Raw genomic sequence first — 17,203 nt, 5'->3', positions numbered from 1 at the left:
TCCGCTTTCTGGCAGTCGCCAGCGTTTCCGTTCACACAGGCTGAGCCAAACCGCTTGAAGCATTTGCAGCGAGCCGTCCCCGCGATACATCCGATCCCGAGGAGCGAAGTGCGCAAGCGTTCGTTAGAAATCATGGAGAGGGCGGCGGAATGGCAGGCGTGATACGGGCAAACCTGCCCATTACCCCTCCGGCTGGGCTTCTTTAGTACGCCGATCGTCAATGCGGTCGTTCGAACTCGCGATCCTCCGGTTCGGCCAGGCGTCGAACTCGAACACGAGATGCACGACATCAGTCGAGAAGCGACCTTGGATCCCATGGACCGCGATATCGACGTCGCGCAAGTGCGTGGTCGTAATTATCTCGTCCCCCAGCAAAAGCGTCGTTTTCACGCGATCGGAAGGCAATGCAGCGCGGATCCCCTCCGAGATCAACAGCGTCCACTCGGCCGCGTCGCGGTCGGTCACGTATGCGAGCATCCCTCCAAATCGCTCCAGGGTATAAGGAGCGCAGGCATCGTCGAAACGTCCCAAGCCGTCCGCGCCGAGATAGTCGGCGGCGATGTCACCCAGTCTCGTGAGCTTCTTCGCCTCAAGGCGCAGGTCGAGACGGTCGCGATGGATCGCCAGCTGTATGTCGGTGGGCTGGGCGCGCGGTCCGATCGCCGGATCGTATCGTCGCGCGACCTCGACATGGAAGTCCATGCCCGTCAGATTGGGGATCGACGATCCTCGGCTCGGCGCAACTATGAACTGCTCGTCGCGGATCTCCTCCATCGCCTCGATAAGCGCCTGGCTTATCGATGTCTCGTCCGGAAGCTTGGCGCCCTTGAAGGCCTTGTTGCTCTTGCCGAACCACCCGGGCCGTCGCTCGGTCGACGCCGGCTCGCGAACCCGTCGCGCCGCTTCGCGCAGGCCGCCGATCGCCTCGCCGAGGAATCGATGCCAGGCGTCGTCCGCCAGATCATCCGCAGGCCATCTTCTCATGGACATCCCGAAACGACCTGCCTGATAACTTCGCCAGCGTCGTCCACGGCCTGATCGGCCATCCAGGCGAACAACGCCGAAGATTTACTTAGGTGCGCCACCCGGCTCTTTGCGTCGAACGAGACGACGCTCGAAGCCACGAACTTGCCATCACGGTTCGGCGGGGCGGCTCCCTCTTGCTCCGCGTCCTGCCCGAACGCGACGCGGAGCCTGACGACGCCGTCGCCGCGCCCTTCGATCGTCACCGATGGCGTGAACCGCTCCGTAAACGCAGCTGCGAGGTCGCGGGTGAAGCGATCCAGATACACGCGGATTTGAGTTTCATCCGCTTCCACGAACGCGTCGGAAGGAAGTTGCGCGTCGGCATACCCTTCCGAGAAAGAGAGGAACTCTTTTACCGCGCATCGCAGATCCGAGCCAGCACCTAGCGCATCTAGGATCGAGCCATCCTTGTCTGAGGAACCATGCAGGTCTAGGAAGGCCGGCTCGGAAGCGTCTTCGAATGGGCAAGGAAGCGAGAGCAGATCACCCTTCTCAAAACGTGCGCCGTCGAGCAATACCGTCGCGCCGTAGAGGGCCGCAAAATATTGCACGACGCCAGATTCGAGGAACGCCTTCAGGGACCAAAGCGCGTCGATCTGTCGAGACCGCTGAATATATTCGAAGTGCGACGCATCGCGCCCATTATCCGCGAAAAATATCCCGTAGAAAGTGGAATTGAAGGCATGCGGCGCTTCGAGCACGCGTAGCCCCTTGAAGGCCCGCGGCACCAAAAGGATGTTGCCAGAGAAAAGCGCCCGATAGCCGACAACGATCTCCTGTTCGAGAACCTTAGGCAGGGCGACGAGATTGACGGGTAATTCGCGCCCCTGCCTGTCGGTCCGCACCGGGAAGCGGAAACCCGTATCCTCCTCGTTGCCACCGCGCTGGATGCGCAAGCCCGAGCGCATCAGGAATTCCGCGAATGTCAATTTGCGCCGCCTCGTGAAGTTCCGAAGTGCGTCGCGGGTCCGCCGGTCCACCGTTCCGAGAATGAGCGGGCCGAACCAGCCATTGGAGTCGCCCTGTAGGTCCCTAACCTGGACGGTCTGCAGGTCGGTCTGCGACACAAAAAGCGCCCAGACGTCTCCGACCTCGCCTAGCGGTAACGAGGACAGCCGAGGTCTGTATACGGAAACAAAGTCGGACGGTTGGGGCGCTTGATGGCGCGCCACCACGACCGTCGCCGCCGCGCGGGCGCCGCTGAAGAGCCGGTATCGCAGATAGGAGAGATTGGCCACGGAACGGACGGAGACTTTGGAGGCTAGTGCCGTGGCGAAGCGTTCCGATTGGCGACCCACTAAGGAGGTTGTCGGCAGGATAAGCCCGATGACGGCGTCTTCCTCGCACAGGCGCTCTACGGCGAGCCAGACGAACGCGTCCGAGAGGCGCCCGTGCATAACGGGCGTCTCAGCCTTCAGCTCGGCGAGAAATGCGGTCAACGCGTCATCGTTCACCGGAACGCTCTGGTTCGGCGCCTGGGTGTTGCGTCTCGCACCCTGACGCTTCAGCCGAAGCCAAGGGGGATTGCCGAGGACATGGGTGAACGTTGTGCCCTCGAAGGGATGCGAGAAGGCACTGGTGACGACGATGTTGTCGGTGAGGGGAGGCAAGAGCTTCTCGCCCTCATCAATTCCGGAGAAATCCTTGATCGCCACTCCGGCAATATAGTCCAGCATCGTCATATAGAGGCTGAAGCGGCAGACATTGGCGGCCTGGGCGTTCTTCTCGATGCCGAAAATGCAATCCCTTAACAGGTGGCGAGCGGCGTTCGCGTGGGTGGGCCCCCAACCGCCGGGCGGAGCGCATCGCTCCATGATGCGGCGGTAGGCGGAGACGAGGAACACGCCGGACCCAGCCGCGGCGTCAACCACCCGCGAGGTCGCCTCCATCGGGCGTTGGGCATCGGCGCGCGCAACGACGAAATCGGCCAAGTAAGGCGGCGTGTAGAAGGCGCCTTCGGCGCGCTGCGCGTCGCCGTCCTCTAAGCGAAGGAACCGCTCGTAGATTGCCGAGATCGTTTCGGTGCGAAGCACCTGGAACGAGACGTCGAGGAAGCTTAGCTGCCTTCCCGCGACCTCCTCGCCCCACCGCACGACCCGATGGATGAACTGGATCAGCTCAGACGGAATTCGGGGACGCTCGGTCTCGGCGATCGGGAACACGCAGCCATTGATCGCTCCGTCGATGGCGTCCAGCGCTGCCCAGACCTCGTCGGGCGAGAACTCCGGATAATTGGACCGCACACCACGATGGGAAGCCGCGTCGGCGAATCGCACGCCCTTGCATCCAGAGGCCAGGATGACATCGCGCAGCCACTGCTCGTCGATCAATCCCCTGTCGATCAGCACAAATAGGTAGATCAGCTTGCCGACTAATGCGTTCACGAGCGCGCGGCCGTGGCGCGTATCGAGTTGGGGATACGTCGTGCAGGCGTATCGGTTCAGTTGGTCGATCGCGGCTACGAGCCGGCTGTCGATTGTGTCAGAGCGCGAGACTTTGCGGTCCTTCCAAAAAATGGAAGTTGTCAGGGAGCGCGCCGAAACGTCCTCCAACGATGCGTGTAAGGCGTCGTCGACGTCCTCGTGGCGCGTCAGGACAGACCCGTCGGATGGTGGGCCGAACCCGTTCCTCACTTCCACTCCACCAGGGGTGACGACGATGAGCAGCGGCACGACGCCCTGGGTCCACACGCGACGGTGTAGTTCGTCCGCGGCCACGTCGTCGCGCGCCTGGCCCACATATACGACCGGCTTGAAAGATCCGGGAATCGCGCCATCGGAAATGCCGAACACGGAATGGACGCCGATCGCCCCAAACGCTGTCATGACGACGTGTACATTCTCGAGCCGATCAAAGGACTCTGCGCTGGCAAAATACGTCGCGCTGCCTACGTAGCCTAGCGCGCGGCACAGCGACTCGACCTTGCGCGTGAGGGACGCGTCGTCCATCGCTCGCCTCCCCTATCCGCCACGTCCAAGGGTGACGAGACACCCTAAACCATGAAAAGGCATTAAGCCACTGAAAACAAACCGATTACTCGGGCGAGATTGTGCAGGCGCTGCTGGCACTTAGCCGCGCCGGTCGACTTTCCCTATTCGAGAAGAATGGGCGAACGCAATCGAAATCGTGGCCGACCGAAACGCGCTAGAGCGGATGCGGACACCGTATCATCTCATGCGTCGCAACTGGGCAGATCGACGGCATTTGCCGCGGGAGGCAGCGCCTCCTCTACGATGCATGGCCGGCGTGGCCGGCGGAAAAGAATGCGGGCCCGCTGCCGTTGAGCTCGATGCGATGGCGGATCCGCGCGCTTCAACTTTCGAGGTGAGCGCGTCTTATCGTGATGCAAGCTTGGTGTCACTGGTGAAGGTGGGAATATCTGCTCCTCAGTGGAATGCCAGTCGGCAAATGTCGCAAAAGGTGCCGACGTGCCCCAACTCGCTGATGTCCGCTTTTGGGATGCGGCCGTTGTCAGATCAATGACCGAGATGGGCGCGCTTTGCTGACAGAGGGCTTCGAGGTCGGGAGCGGACTGGCCGGTTTTGGGCACTTCCAAACGAGAAGCGGACATATCGCCGATTAATGTCCGAGGCCGAAACTCACCCTTAGCCGGCTCTCGCAACGTCCGGTTCGTGCGGTTTGTGACCTCACTAGGCACATCCCCGACCATTGTCAGGCCTCAGGGGCGAATCCCAGTCCAGTTTTCGCAGCATCACGACGGCAGCATCTGTAGCCCAACGCCCGCTGCCGCACACACTGCCAGTGTCGGAATCATGCCGACCTTGAAGCGGAGCATAGCAACGATGGCGGCGGCGGCCAGCAGCGCCGCGCGCCAGTCGATCGACGAGAGCACGGGCAGATCCGGTCCAATCCCGAAGAGCTCGAACGCCCGCACCTCCCCAAAAACCACATGAAGAGCGAACCAGAGGGCAAGGTTCATGACGACGCCGACGACAGCGGCGGTGATGGCGGACAACGCCGCCGACACCGCCCGGTTGCCGCGTAGAGCTTCGGCATAGGGCGCGCCGGCGAAGATGAACAGAAAGGACGGCGCGAACACCACCCATGTGGTCAGCAGGGCGCCGAGCCCTCCCGCCACCAGCGGATCGAGCGTGCCCGGTGCCCGGTAGGCGGCGAGAAAACCGACGAACTGCAGAACCAGAATCAGTGGACCCGGCGTGGTCTCGGCGAGCCCGAGGCCATCGACCATCTCGCCCGGCGCCAGCCAGCCGAAGCTGTCGACGGCGGCCTGCGCCACATAGGTCAACACCGCATAGGCCCCACCGAAGGTCACGACGCCCATGGTCGCGAAGAAGGTGCCGAGCTGCGTCCACAGGCTGGAACCGCCCGTTGACAGCCACAGGAGCAGCACCGGGGCGAGCCAGATGGCAAGCCACAGGATCACGACGCGGATGGTGCGTCGCGTCGAGGGGACGGCATGGGTCAGCTGGCCGCGCTCGAACATGCGGTCGATCACGCCATGGGTGTCGGCGGGTTGGCTTTTCCCGCCATGTCCGCCGCCGGCAAAGACCGCTGGGGCGTGCCGGCTCCCGAGCCAGCCGACGAGCCCGGCGGCGAGAATGATGATCGGAAACGGTATGCGCAGCAGGTAGATGCCGAGGAAGGCGGCCACCGCGATGCCGATCATCACGCGGTTTTTCAGAGCCCGCCTGCCGATGCGCAGAACCGCCTCCACGACAACGGCCAGGACCGCCGCCTTGACGCCGAAGAACACAGCGTCGATCAGCGGCACATGTCGGTAGACGACATACAGGACGCTCAAGCCAAACATGACCAGCGCGCCGGGCAGGATGAAGAGCACGCCGGCAACGAGGCCGCCCAGGGTCCGGTGCATCAGCCAACCAATATAGGTGGCGAGCTGCTGGGCTTCCGGGCCTGGCAGCACCATGCAGTAATTGAGGGCGTGCAGAAAGCGCTGCTCGCCGATCCAGCGGCGGTCCTCGACCAGCTCCTTGTGCATCAGGGCGATTTGACCCGCCGGGCCGCCGAAGCTGAGCAGGCCGATGCGCGCCCACACTTTGGTGGCTTCGCGGAAGGACGGAACGGCGGGGTCGCTCGCGGAAGCCGCCACATCAGTGGTGGATGTCGACATGGTCGCCTCCCTCACGCCGGGTTCGAGCGCGATGGCCAGTTATGCGTTTCCTCGGTCGCGTCGCGGCACCAGCGGTAGAAGGCGTCATAGAGCGTCATGCCGGCGTCGAGTTGTTCGAGGTCGTCGCGAAACATGCGCGACAGTCCCAGGGAGGCGGCAAGGAAGCCGGCCGCCTGCGGAACGAGGTCGAGCCTGTCCGTGTCGGCGGCGCGCACAATGTCGGCCAGCCGCTCCAGCGGCGCGCAGGAGAGGCCAAACTCTTCGATCATGGTGTCGAAGCTGCAGCGATCGCCATGGTGGCTCCAGAACACACCGTCGATGTCGAAGGGGGTCGCATCGAATTGATCGGCGACGGCGGCAACCTCGGAGGCGCCGACGAAGAGGAATACGGCCGACGGATCGACGAACCGCCGGATCAACCACGGGCAGGCGATACGGTCGACCTTGGGGCGCGCGCGTGTGACCCAGAGGGTTCGTCCAGCCGCGTCGGGCACGGGCAGCCTGTCAGGTTTGACGAGCAGTCCTCCAGCGGCACGCCACGCCTCGAAGCCGCCTTCGAGCGTTTCGGCACTGACGCCCGATTGGCGGAGCCATGCCGCCGTGCCCTGCGCCAGCTTGCCGCCCTTCTGGCAAACCACAACCACCTCACGGCCGGCAAACTGCGAGGCCCAGGCCGGCACAGCCTGCGCCTCGTACCGGCCTGACGCCGGTAGCCGACGCGGGTCCGCGTCGATGTCGTTTTTCATACGCACGTCGATAATCGCAGGCGCGCCCGGAAGACCGATGAGACGGGAGAGTTGGGAAACGGTGATTTCAGTGTTTGACGGCATGAGCGTCCATCCCATTTGTCAGGGAACATGGACGCGATCTTTGGGCTGTCGCCTCACGGGGCAATCGCGAATAACCCCTTGTCCCGCTTCTAGCTGAACTCGTCCGTCACCCGCAAGCCGCCTGATCAGCGCAGCCATAACTCTCTCAAGGCCACGGCCAGCAACACGAGCCCGGCGGCGGCCTCGATGAACCGCGCCGAGCGGTCCAGAAGGCTCGCCCGATGCGCCAGCAGCCGCATCAGCTGATCGCGGAAGAGGATCGTCGCGACGGCGACCGTGGACAGGGTCAGCGCGACGCCAAGCATCATGGTGAAGGCGAAGGCGATGCCCGCCTCCGGCACCCCACGGGAGATGGCAAAGGTCATCACGAAAAGCGTCAATGGACAGGGGATGAGGCCGGCCATGACGCCGACCATCAGGCCCTCGCCGTGCGCGTGGACATGCCTTCGCGGGCGCAAGGCCCGCCACACCATCCACAGGCCGATAATGCCGAGAAGCGCGCGGCTGACATCTTCAAGAACAGGCGCGCGGCCGACACTGCCCAGGGACGCGGAGATCAGCGGGAGCGCCAGAAGGGCGATCAGCACCGACATCAGCACATGGGTAAACGAGAGCGCCAGAGAGACCCCCAACCCGCGCAGGATGCTAAGCCGGGAGCCCGCCAGATAGGTCGCGAGGATCATCTTGCTATGCCCCGGGGTCAGCGCGTGCGCGGCACCGAACAGAATCCCCATCGGCAAATAGACGATGAACGCGCCCCAGCCGCCCGTCCCCGCGACATCCCGGATCTGCGCGGCGAAGGCCTGATAGATTTCCTGCTGGAACCCGACAATGTGCTGCCAGAAGGCCATGATCAGCCCAGCCCCAGCGTGACGGCGGCAAGAACCACGTAGCGCGCGACCTTGGCCAACGTCACGAGGATCAGAAAAATCGGCAGCGGCTCGCGCAGCACGCCGGCGATGACGGTCAGCGGATCGCCGATAACAGGCGCCCAGCTGAGAAGCAGGGACCACTTGCCGTAGCGCCGATACCAGCTCTCCGCACGTGCCAGAGCGGCGGGCTTTACCGGAAACCACTTCCGGTCGCGAAAGCGGTGAATGCCGCGCCCGAGCAGCCAGTTGATGACCGACCCCAGCACATTGCCGAGGCTCGCCACTCCCACCAGCGCCCAGGGCGGATAGTCGGTCGTCAGCAACAACCCGACCAGAACAGCTTCGGATTGCATCGGCAGGATGGTGGCCGCGACCAGTGCACTGAAGAACAGCCCGGCATAGGCCGCAAGCTCGGTCATGGTCGGCCACGGCCGGCAGGGAGCATCATGGGCGCGGCCATTCCGTGTGGTGGCGGTCGATGACAAACACATGGCTGTGCCGATGCCCGCCGGCAACGGGTACAGCGCCGGCCAGATGGGGATCATCCTCCGCCAGCGTGCCGTGGACATGCTCCAGCTCATCGGGATCTCTCGCCGGCCAAAGCCGCAGCGCGGCGAGAGCGGCGAACCCGGCCAGAAGGGCAAGCATGGCGGACGTGCCCGGCAGGCCGATGCTCGCGCCCAGCCAGCCGGCAAGGGGATAGGTGATCAGCCAGCAGGCATGCGACAGCGCGAACTGCGCCGCGAAGAGAGAGGGGCGGTCTTCCGGCCGCGAGGAGCGGCGCAGCAGACGGCCCGAGGGCGTCTGTACCAGCGAATAGCCAAGCCCCAGCAGAAACCAGAGCGGCAGCACGAATGCGTAGCTGTGGAGCGCCGACCCGACCAGAAGCCCCGCGACCAACACCCCGGCGCCGGCGAGCATGGCGGTGCGGTCCGGAACCGTCTCCAACAGCCGGGGCAATAGCAGCGCCGCCACCATCGAGCCGCCACCGAAGGCGGCGAGCGCCAGCGCGGCGGCGCTCTGGTCGAGGCCGAGCACTGCCTGAACCAGAACCACGGTGTTGACGATGACCATGGCGCTGGCCGCCGCGACGGCAAGGTTCAGCGCCAGCAGGCCGCGCAGACGGGGCGTCGCCAGATAGATGCGGATGCCGCGCGTGGTCCGGTCGTAAATGCCCCGCTTCTCTCCCGCCTGCGGGCTCGGCAGGACCACCGAAACCACGAGGGCGGCCGAAGCCAGGAAGCCGACGACGGTGCCGGCGAACAGGCTGTGAAAACTGATCAGCGTCAGCAGGGCGGCCGCCAGCATCGGGCTGACCAGGCTTTCGAGATCATAGGCGAGCCGGGACAGCGAGAGCGCACGGGTATAGTCACGCTCATCCGGCAGGACATCGGGGATCGTCGCCTGGAAGGTCGGCGTGAATCCGGCGGACGCCGACTGGAGCACGAAGATCAGCACATAAACCTGCCAGATCTCGCTCACGAAGGGCAGCAGGAGCGCGACGGCGGCACGAACCAGATCCAGCGAAACCAGCATCGTCCGCCGAGGCAGTCGCTCGGCAAAGGCGGCGGCAACCGGCGCGACCCCGACATAGGCGATCATCTTGATCGCGAGTGCCGTGCCCAGCACCGCCCCCGCATTCGCCCCCGCCAAGTCATAGGCGAGAAGGCCAAGGGCCACGGTCGCCAGCCCGGTCCCGATCAGGGCAATGACCTGGGCGAGAAACAGGTGCCGGTATGTCCGGTTCGCAAGGACCGCGAGCATGTCTCACACCGCCTGCGCACTGGCGAGCACGGCGAGCACGGCGATGCCGCTCCGGCGGCGCCCGCCGACATCGAGGCCCACCGCGATCAGCCGTGCATAGAAGAAGCCGAGCGCGCGCCGTATGTGAGACACAATGGCCGGCGGACCGAGAGGGACCACCTGGGCCGAAACTCCAGGCAGCGCTACGATGAAGGCGGCCGTCACCGTCTTGGAATGGCCCGGTTCCAGCCCGTGCAGCGCGCCGAGCAGTATGGCCCTCGCGATGAACAACCAGGAGCTTCCTGCCCTCTGTTGAAGCAACTCGGCAAAGGGCGTCATGCTGTCCTCATAGATACTTGATGATGTCCTTGAAACCGTCGATCGAACGGCGCTGGTCGCGCGGCAGCGATGCGACGACCTCATCGAGGCAATGGTCGAGATGATCCTGGATCAGGGTCTTCTTCGCCTGTGTGATCGCCTTTTCGACCGCGTGGAGCTGCTGGGCGATGTCCAGGCAATTGCGGCCGGCTTCAAGCATCTCGATCACGCTGCGCAAATGACCGTCGGCGCGCTTCAGCCGCTTGACGATTTCCGGATGTGTCTCATGGATGTGTGGATGATCGTTCATTAATTTATCCTATCCCCCCCGATGGGATACGTCGACCCCCTTGGGAAGATGAATGAGGTTGCGTCTCAGGCCGGATGACCTAGGGTTAATGAACGATTCAGATTTTCGGCGATACCTATCCGTGATGACGTCACGTGCCCGCACCGTTCTGATTTGCAGCTTCCTCGCGCTTGTCATGGCGCTGGGGGCGGTGGTGTCGACCGTGCGAACCGCGCTGTCCCATAACCCGGCGGTTCTTGCCGCGATCGAGGCCGAGCGGCACGCGGCCCTCGCCCAGGATATCGCCGACCACGGCCATTCCCATGACGAGGGCTGGCAGGACGAGCAGGCGCCCGGCCATTCCCATGGCCACGACCCCGCTGACCACTCTCACGACGTTCCCAGCGTTCTTACGGCGCTCGTCCAGACGGCGCCGCCGGCATGGCGGGTCTGGAGCGCCACGGTCCGGGATGCGCCTGCGGTAACGAAGACCTATCCCTTCGATAAGCCGCCGAAACACGTCGTCACCGCGTGATCGCGGCCGCACACGCGGCCACCCGCATCGACGACATTTCGGAGTTTCCATGCATCCCACCTCTCGCGAGGGCCGGTTCGGCGTGCGCGCGTCGCTGACGCGACTCGTCCATAGCCAAGGCCTTGCACTTCTTCTGCTGCCGCTGACCGCGGCAGCAGCCTTTGCCCATGCGGTGGCCGAAGGCGACAAGGGCTACATCCAGGAAATAACGGGCGTACACCTGCTGCCCTTCGTCTATCTCGGCGCCAAGCACATGGTGACCGGCTATGATCACATCCTGTTCCTGCTGGGCGTGATCTTCTTCCTCTACAAGCTCAAGCACATCGGCATCTATGTCAGCCTGTTCGCCCTCGGGCATTCGACGACGATGCTGCTGGGCGTGTATTTCAACATCGGCATCAACAGCTACATCATCGACGCCATCATCGGCTTCTCGGTGGTCTACAAGGCGCTCGACAATCTCGGCGCCTTCCAGCGCTGGTTCGGCGTGCAGCCGGATTCCAAGGCGGCGACGCTGATCTTCGGCTTCCTGCACGGCTTCGGCCTGTCGACCAAGATCATCGAATACGACATCTCGCCGGACGGATTGGTGCCGAACCTCCTCGCCTTCAATGTCGGTGTCGAGATCGGCCAGCTTCTCGCCCTCGCCGCCATCCTCATCATCATGAGCTACTGGCGCCGCACCGACAGCTTCTTCCGCCACGCCTACACAGCCAACGTCGTGATGATGACCGCAGGCTTCGTGCTGATCGGCTATCAGATCACCGGCTGGTTCGTCGCGTGACCCCTCCCAACTCAAGGACGTACTGACATGTACAATTCGGACATTCCTTCGCGCGCCGAACTACCGACCTCCCGCCAGCTTCTGCGCTCCACCCTCATCGCCATCGTCGCCGCATTGGCGATCCTCATCACCATCGTGCTGCCCGCCGAGTACAATATCGACCCGACCGGCGTCGGCCGGGTGCTGGGCTTGGCCCAGATGGGCGAGATCAAAGCGCAACTCGCCGAGGAAGCCGAGCGCGACCGGCAGATGGACCAGAACTCCACGGTGCCTGCCCCCGGTTCCAGCCTGCTCGGCCGGGTCTTTGCGGCTCTCGTCGTTTCCCCGGCTTCGGCCCAAACCGCCTCGCGGCAGGATGTGACAACCCTCACGCTCACGCCCGGCCAGGGCGCCGAGATCAAGCTGGTGATGAAGGCCGGTGCCAAGGCCGACTACAGCTGGACAGTGTCCGGCGGCGTGGTGAACTTCGATACCCACGGCGACGGTGGCGGCAAGTCCATCAGCTACGAGAAGGGCCGCGCCGTGCCCGGCGACGACGGCGTGCTTGAAGCGGCCTTCGACGGCAATCACGGCTGGTTCTGGCGTAACCGCGGCAGCGCCGACGTGACCCTCACCTTGAAGACGAGCGGCGCTTACGCCGAGATCAAGCGGACCGATTGATGATCTAGTCGCGCCCGCGCCACGGAGGTCGTCGCGCCTCCGTGGCGCAAATGCTGTCTTCGCCGAAGCGTCTGCTGTCGATGCGTCCGCAAATGTCGGCTTTTGTGAAGGGTTTCGGATGCCGGCCCGATCACGATGGTGGGGCTGATCGCGCGGGCCGGCGTCGGAAAGCCTCCAGGGGAGGAAACCGCGGTCCGACGTGGGCGACGGTCGAGGTCGTCGCGGTGCTATGGGGATTTTGGGTCTGGGCTGGGGGCTGTGTGGTCTTGCTGGTGACGGTTGCCAGAACACCTGACAGTCCGGGACAGTGCTGCGGGGCGGTCGGAGCCCGTTGAAGAGCGCGCGGCCGGTTTCAACGACGAGGCTGAGCGCGGGATAGTCGGCGCGAGGACGAAGCTATCCTTTGCGCCTACGACGCGGCCTGCCGGATGCAACTGGAGTTCGAGAGAGGTGGCGCCGCTCATGAGGTGTCGATCCTGATGGAGGCACTGGCGGGCCAGGTCTTCGGCGCCGAGCCCCGGGCGAAGGTCTCGATGATGGTCATGATGCCGGCGCAGCACGGGCAGCGCAGCGTGGCCTCTGGTCGTATCGTTTCGGCAGGCGTGGCTCCCTCCGGCGAGGCGCGCACCTGCTGGTCTACGAGCAGCGCGCGGACCCTCTCGATGTTGGCGGAGCGCACCGCGCTCGCAAACAGGCCGTAGTGCCGGATGCGGTGGAAGCCGTCGGGCAGGACATGGAGCAGGAAGCGGCGGATGAACTCGTCCGCCGGTAGGGTCATGGTCTTGATCCAGCCGTTGCCCGAGGTCTTGGCCCGGGCGCGATAATCCTTCCAGCGGAAGGTGAGCCCGCGGTCGTCCATGGAGAGGAGCCGGCTGTTTGAGATCGCCACGCGGTGGGTGTAGCGCGACAGATAGGCCAGCACCGCTGCGGGTCCGGCGAAGGGACGCTTAGCGTAGACCACCCATTCGGCCCGGCGCAGGGGTGCCAGCATCGCCTCGAAGGCAGGCGTATCCACCAGGGGGGCGAGATCACCGAAGAAGGCGAGCCGGCCGGCGGCATGCAGGGCGCGCAGCCCGTCGAGGAAGAGCCGCCGGAACAGGCGCGACAGCACCCGCACCGGCAGGAAGAACCGGACGCGGCCGGCGATCCAGCGGGAGCCGTCGGCAGACAGTCCCCCGCCGGGCACCACGGCATGGATATGGGGATGGTGGGTGAGCGCCGAGCCCCAGGTGTGAAGCACGGCGGTGATGCCGATGCGGGCGCCGAGATGCCGGGGGTCGGCGGCGATGGTGGTGAGCGTCTCGGCCGAAGCCCTGAACAGCAGGTCGTAGACCGCCGCCTTGTTCTGGTAGGCGATGGTGCCGATCGCGGCCGGCAGGGTGAAGACCAGATGATAATAGGGCACCGGCAAAAGCTCGGCCTGGCGGGCGGCGAGCCAGTCCCGCGCCATTGCTCCCTGGCACTTGGGGCAGTGCCGGTTGCGACAGGAGTTGTAGGCGACCTCCACATGAGCGCAGTCGGCGCAGCGCGACACGTGCCCGCCGAGCACCACCGTGCGGCAGGACCTGATCGCCGACATGACCTTCATCTGGCCGCGACTGAGACGTCCGGCGTGCGCCCTCTCATAGGCATCGCCATGGGCGTTCAGGATATCCGCGACCTCCAGCGCAGGCCGCGCCATGGACCGGCAGGGACTACAGGGGTGGTGGCGTCAGTAAAGAGAGCGGGCTCTCAACTTCGCGCAGGGTCTTCAGCGCGACGCGGGTATAGACGGCCGTGGTGTCGAGCTTCCTGTGGCCGAGCAATACCTGGATGACGCGGATATCGGTCTTGCGCTCCAGCAGGTGGGTGGCGAAGCTGTGCCTTAGGGTGTGCATGGACACGCGCTTGTCGAGCCGGGCGGCGGAAGCCGCGGTCCGGCAGGCCCGGTCGAGCTGGCGGGTGGTGATGGGCTGGCCGGGATCACGGCCGGGGAACAGCCAACCCTGTGGCCGGCGCTCCTTCCACCAGCGGCGCAGCAGATCGAGCAGATCAGGCGCGAGCATCACATAGCGGTCCTTGCGCCCCTTGCCTTGCTCCACGCGGATCAGCATCCGCGCACTGTCGATATCGGCGACCTTGAGGTGGGCCACCTCCGACACCCGCAGGCCGCAGCCATAGGCGATGCTCAGCGCGGCGCGGTACTTGAGGTTCGGCGCATGGGCGAGCAGCAGCGCCACCTCCTCGGTGCTCAGCACCACCGGCAGGCGTTCGGGCGTCGGGATGCGGGCCATGCGATCACCGAAGCCGGCCCGCCCCAGCGTGATGTGGAAGAAGAAGCGCAAGGCCGTGCAGGCAAGGTTCATGCGGGCATAGCTGGCACTGAAGCTCGCCAGATGAAGCTGGTAGCGCCGCAGATCCTCGGGCTCCGCCTGGTCCGGCGCCCGGCCGAGGAAGGCGGTGAACTCGGCGACCTGGCGGACATAATCGCGCTGGGTGTGCTCGCCGAACCGGCGGATGGTCATATCCTCGATCATCCGCTGCCGAAGCGGGCTGATGGCTGGCCGTGTGGTGGTGGGATGCTCGGAAGTGTCCATGGGGCTCTCCTCTGGTGAGAAACCCCGTGATGCTCCGCCCGCCTATGCCAGGCGCCCCATCGAAAACATACGCACACCCGTTATGCAGGGCAGTTACCGCGGCAGCGGTTTAGTCCGTTGGCGTAAAAGTTCCGACGTGTCCCACTTCGCTAATGTCCGCTTTGGGACCGCGACCGTTCCCGAATCAGTGACCGCAATGGCGGCGCAAAGCGGACGTCTCTGAAAGGGCCGTTGAGGGGTTGCTTTGGGTCAATCTGCGACATTGTCCTGCCGGCTATAAGCAGCCGCCCGCACTCCATCTCCAGCAGCCTCTGTAACGTCTTCGCCTCATCCCGTTGCGCCCCGCATCTGCGCGTCCTGCTCCTCGTCCGTGACCCCGCACACTCGCTAGTTCGGAGTTTGGCTTGGTGGCAAGGCCGCCGTAGAGGCGCGCCCCGCGCCCCGCGTTCCTTAGTCTTGCGCACGCCTTTCCACGGAGGCCGGCAAAAAGAGGAGCGGCCGGTTCTCGCCTGCGGCGAGCCAGGCGTTTGGTGCTCTTGCCATCCGCATCACGCGTGGCTTCGCGAAGGCCATCGACGGCACCAGGCAGCGGTGCACCGGCCCGAGCCAGGGCGGAATTGACCGTCGTGACCAGAGCACGGCCCGAGGCTGTTTGACTGTCCGCCCCACAAAGTCTTTGGCCGCGCCGTAGGCATGATCAGGCCTATCCGTGCACGGTCAGACTGCCAGTGTACTCCGCCTCAGCGCCGGAGATATTTCATGAGCGCCGCCATGCCGAGCACGACCAGCACCAGGATGAGGAGGCCGAAGAGCCACATCCCCCACATGCCGCCGCCCATCATTTGATCGTAGTACATGACGGTCTCTCCTCTGCGGGATCAAGCTATCTTCACCACCGCCATCATGCCCGTGGCCATGTGGTAGAGGTGGTGGCAGTGCAGGAACCATTCGCCCTTCGGCCCGGCGTCAAAGGCGATGGTGACGGGCATGTGCGGCGGCACCATCACCGTGTCGCGCACCGCGCCGGAGAAGCGGCGCCCGCCGATGCCCACCACCTGGAAATGGTGGCCGTGCAGATGCATGGGATGGCTCATGGTGGTGGGGTTCATGAAGGTCATCTCGACCCGCTCGCCTGGACTGACGGCGAAGGGCCTTCCCTCACCGTAGGTGCGGCCGTTGATGGTCCAGCGATAGCCCGCCTCCTCGCCGAGCATGATGGGGAAGACCTTGTCTGCCCTGCGCGGCGCGAGCGGCTTTCCGGCGGAAAGGCGCTCTTCGAACGCGAGGTCGAGCAGGCCCTGTGGACGGTCGGCGCTATCGGCGATGCGCGCGACGGTCGCTCCGGCGGTGGCCAGGATGACGCCGGTACGCCGGGGTGAGGCCTCCACCTGCGCCAGCACCGGGAAGGCCCCGCCGCTCGCCGGAATATCCACGAGAAGATCGATGCGCTGTCCCTGGGCCAACGGAAAAGCATCCACCTCCAGCGGAACGCAGGGTGAGCCGTCCACCGCGACACAGCGCGGATTCAGGCCCGGCACGGTGATGAAGAAGGCGGTGGCGGTGCCGCCGTTGATAATGCGTAGCCGCACCTGTCCGCCCTTCTCCACCTTCACCACCTCAGGATCGACAAGGGTGCGGCGGTTAGCGAGGAAGGCGTCGTAGTCGACGTCATTGGCGTGGGCCATCATCCCGCCGCCCATTCCCGCACCCATCCCATGCCCCGCGTGGCCGGCGTCGGCGCCAGCAGGAGCAGGCCCCATCATCCCGCCGCCCATACCGCCCATCGCGCCCATGCCGTGGCCGGCATGGCCCATTCCCGGCATCGCCATCCCCGCCGCGGCCGGGGTGGGCCGGCTCGCTCCGTGCGCGCCATGGCCGCCATGGGCGCCGCTCCCACCGAGGCCGGCGAGGATCTCCTCCGGGCTGCTGAAGGAGAAATCGTGCAGCATCACCACCACGTCCTGCGCATCGCCCGAATCCGCCTCTCGGGTGACAAGGGGAGCGGCGAGCAATTGCTGCTCGCTCAGCGTATGGGAATGCATCCAATGGGTGCCGGGCGTGAGCAGGAAGTCCACCTGGTCCGTCCCGCCGGGCGCGAGTTCGCCGCCGTCGGGGCGGGCGCGGTCCTGGTCCGCCGGTGCGAAGATCTGGCCGTGCCAGTGCATCACCGCCGGCGCCTGCGAGGCATTGAGCACCGCGCCGGCGAGGCGATCGCCCTCCTTCGCGAAGATGCCTTCGCCGGTTGGGCCCTTGACGGCGAAGACCTTGGCCGCCTTGCCGTTCACGTCGATTGTGAGACTCTCCACGGTGATGAGCGGGGCAGCGAGGACGCGGCTCCATCCGCCGGAGAGGGCGAGCGCGCCGGCAGCGGCGCCACCCGCGAGGACGGTGCGGCGGGACACGGAAGACAGGTGCTTAGGTTGGGTCATGGTCGGCCTCCTGGGTGCGTCGCCGGGC

15 protein-coding genes are annotated in these 17,203 nt (G+C 65.1%); 3 read left to right on the top strand and 12 right to left on the bottom strand.

The features are described from left to right. Positions 1–180: 180 nt before the first annotated feature. From K9D25_RS06355 to K9D25_RS06315, 9 genes are all read right to left on the bottom strand, one after another. Complete coding sequence (locus K9D25_RS06355) at positions 181–984, bottom strand: hypothetical protein (RefSeq protein ID WP_244450025.1); 804 nt, start codon at positions 982–984, stop codon at positions 181–183. Next, the gene (locus K9D25_RS06350; protein WP_244450024.1) at positions 981–3,974 is read right to left on the bottom strand and encodes an N-6 DNA methylase; all 2,994 of its coding nucleotides are present in this window, start codon (positions 3,972–3,974) and stop codon (positions 981–983) included. Before K9D25_RS06350 ends, K9D25_RS06355 begins: the two co-directional genes overlap by 4 nt. Positions 3,975–4,738: 764 nt before the next feature. After that, positions 4,739–6,139: a chromate efflux transporter gene (chrA, locus tag K9D25_RS06345; RefSeq protein ID WP_244450023.1), complete on the bottom strand. Its 1,401-nt coding sequence runs from the start codon at positions 6,137–6,139 to the stop codon at positions 4,739–4,741. Between the two features lie 11 nt (positions 6,140–6,150). Beyond that, the gene (locus tag K9D25_RS06340; protein ID WP_244450022.1) at positions 6,151–6,969 is read right to left on the bottom strand and encodes a chromate resistance protein ChrB domain-containing protein; all 819 of its coding nucleotides are present in this window, start codon (positions 6,967–6,969) and stop codon (positions 6,151–6,153) included. Positions 6,970–7,094: 125 nt separating this feature from the next. Then, entirely contained in the window at positions 7,095–7,820 is a 726-nt protein-coding gene (locus K9D25_RS06335; RefSeq protein ID WP_244450021.1) for a nickel/cobalt transporter, read from the bottom strand. Positions 7,821–7,822: 2 nt separating this feature from the next. Continuing rightward, entirely contained in the window at positions 7,823–8,260 is a 438-nt protein-coding gene (locus K9D25_RS06330) for a YqaA family protein (RefSeq protein ID WP_244450020.1), read from the bottom strand. A 25-nt stretch (positions 8,261–8,285) separates the two neighbouring features. Continuing rightward, on the bottom strand, positions 8,286–9,605 hold the full coding sequence (locus K9D25_RS06325; RefSeq protein ID WP_244450019.1) for an MFS transporter: 1,320 nt from the start codon (positions 9,603–9,605) through the stop codon (positions 8,286–8,288). A 3-nt stretch (positions 9,606–9,608) separates the two neighbouring features. Continuing rightward, the gene (locus K9D25_RS25055) at positions 9,609–9,875 is read right to left on the bottom strand and encodes a hypothetical protein (protein ID WP_432207916.1); all 267 of its coding nucleotides are present in this window, start codon (positions 9,873–9,875) and stop codon (positions 9,609–9,611) included. Positions 9,876–9,930: 55 nt separating this feature from the next. Then, positions 9,931–10,212 carry a metal-sensing transcriptional repressor gene (locus K9D25_RS06315; protein WP_244450018.1) on the bottom strand — a complete coding sequence of 94 codons (282 nt, stop codon included), beginning with the start codon at positions 10,210–10,212 and terminating at the stop codon, positions 9,931–9,933. A 124-nt stretch (positions 10,213–10,336) separates the two neighbouring features. Here K9D25_RS06315 and K9D25_RS06310 point away from each other — a divergent pair, with 124 nt between their 5' ends. From K9D25_RS06310 to K9D25_RS06300, 3 genes are read left to right on the top strand one after another with little or no spacing between them, the layout of a single operon-like run. After that, positions 10,337–10,726, top strand: coding sequence for a hypothetical protein (locus tag K9D25_RS06310; RefSeq protein ID WP_244450017.1), 390 nt, complete (start codon positions 10,337–10,339; stop codon positions 10,724–10,726). A gap of 49 nt (positions 10,727–10,775) precedes the next feature. Then, entirely contained in the window at positions 10,776–11,510 is a 735-nt protein-coding gene (locus K9D25_RS06305) for a HupE/UreJ family protein (RefSeq protein WP_244450016.1), read from the top strand. Positions 11,511–11,537: 27 nt separating this feature from the next. Beyond that, positions 11,538–12,170 (top strand): transmembrane anchor protein, encoded by a 633-nt coding sequence (locus K9D25_RS06300; protein ID WP_244450015.1) that lies wholly within the window; start codon positions 11,538–11,540, stop codon positions 12,168–12,170. Positions 12,171–12,630: 460 nt separating this feature from the next. On the opposite strand, the gene K9D25_RS06295 is transcribed toward K9D25_RS06300, so the two are convergent. From K9D25_RS06295 to K9D25_RS06285, 3 genes are all read right to left on the bottom strand, one after another. After that, entirely contained in the window at positions 12,631–13,851 is a 1,221-nt protein-coding gene (locus K9D25_RS06295; protein ID WP_244450014.1) for an IS91 family transposase, read from the bottom strand. A 13-nt stretch (positions 13,852–13,864) separates the two neighbouring features. After that, on the bottom strand, positions 13,865–14,746 hold the full coding sequence (locus K9D25_RS06290; RefSeq protein WP_244450013.1) for a tyrosine-type recombinase/integrase: 882 nt from the start codon (positions 14,744–14,746) through the stop codon (positions 13,865–13,867). Between the two features lie 878 nt (positions 14,747–15,624). Next, on the bottom strand, positions 15,625–17,175 hold the full coding sequence (locus tag K9D25_RS06285) for a multicopper oxidase family protein (RefSeq protein ID WP_244450012.1): 1,551 nt from the start codon (positions 17,173–17,175) through the stop codon (positions 15,625–15,627). Positions 17,176–17,203: the final 28 nt, after the last annotated feature.

This window comes from Ancylobacter polymorphus (assembly GCF_022836935.1).
Classification (GTDB): Bacteria; Pseudomonadota; Alphaproteobacteria; order Rhizobiales; family Xanthobacteraceae; genus Ancylobacter; species Ancylobacter polymorphus_A.
This window is presented reverse-complemented; position numbering and strand designations above follow the sequence as displayed.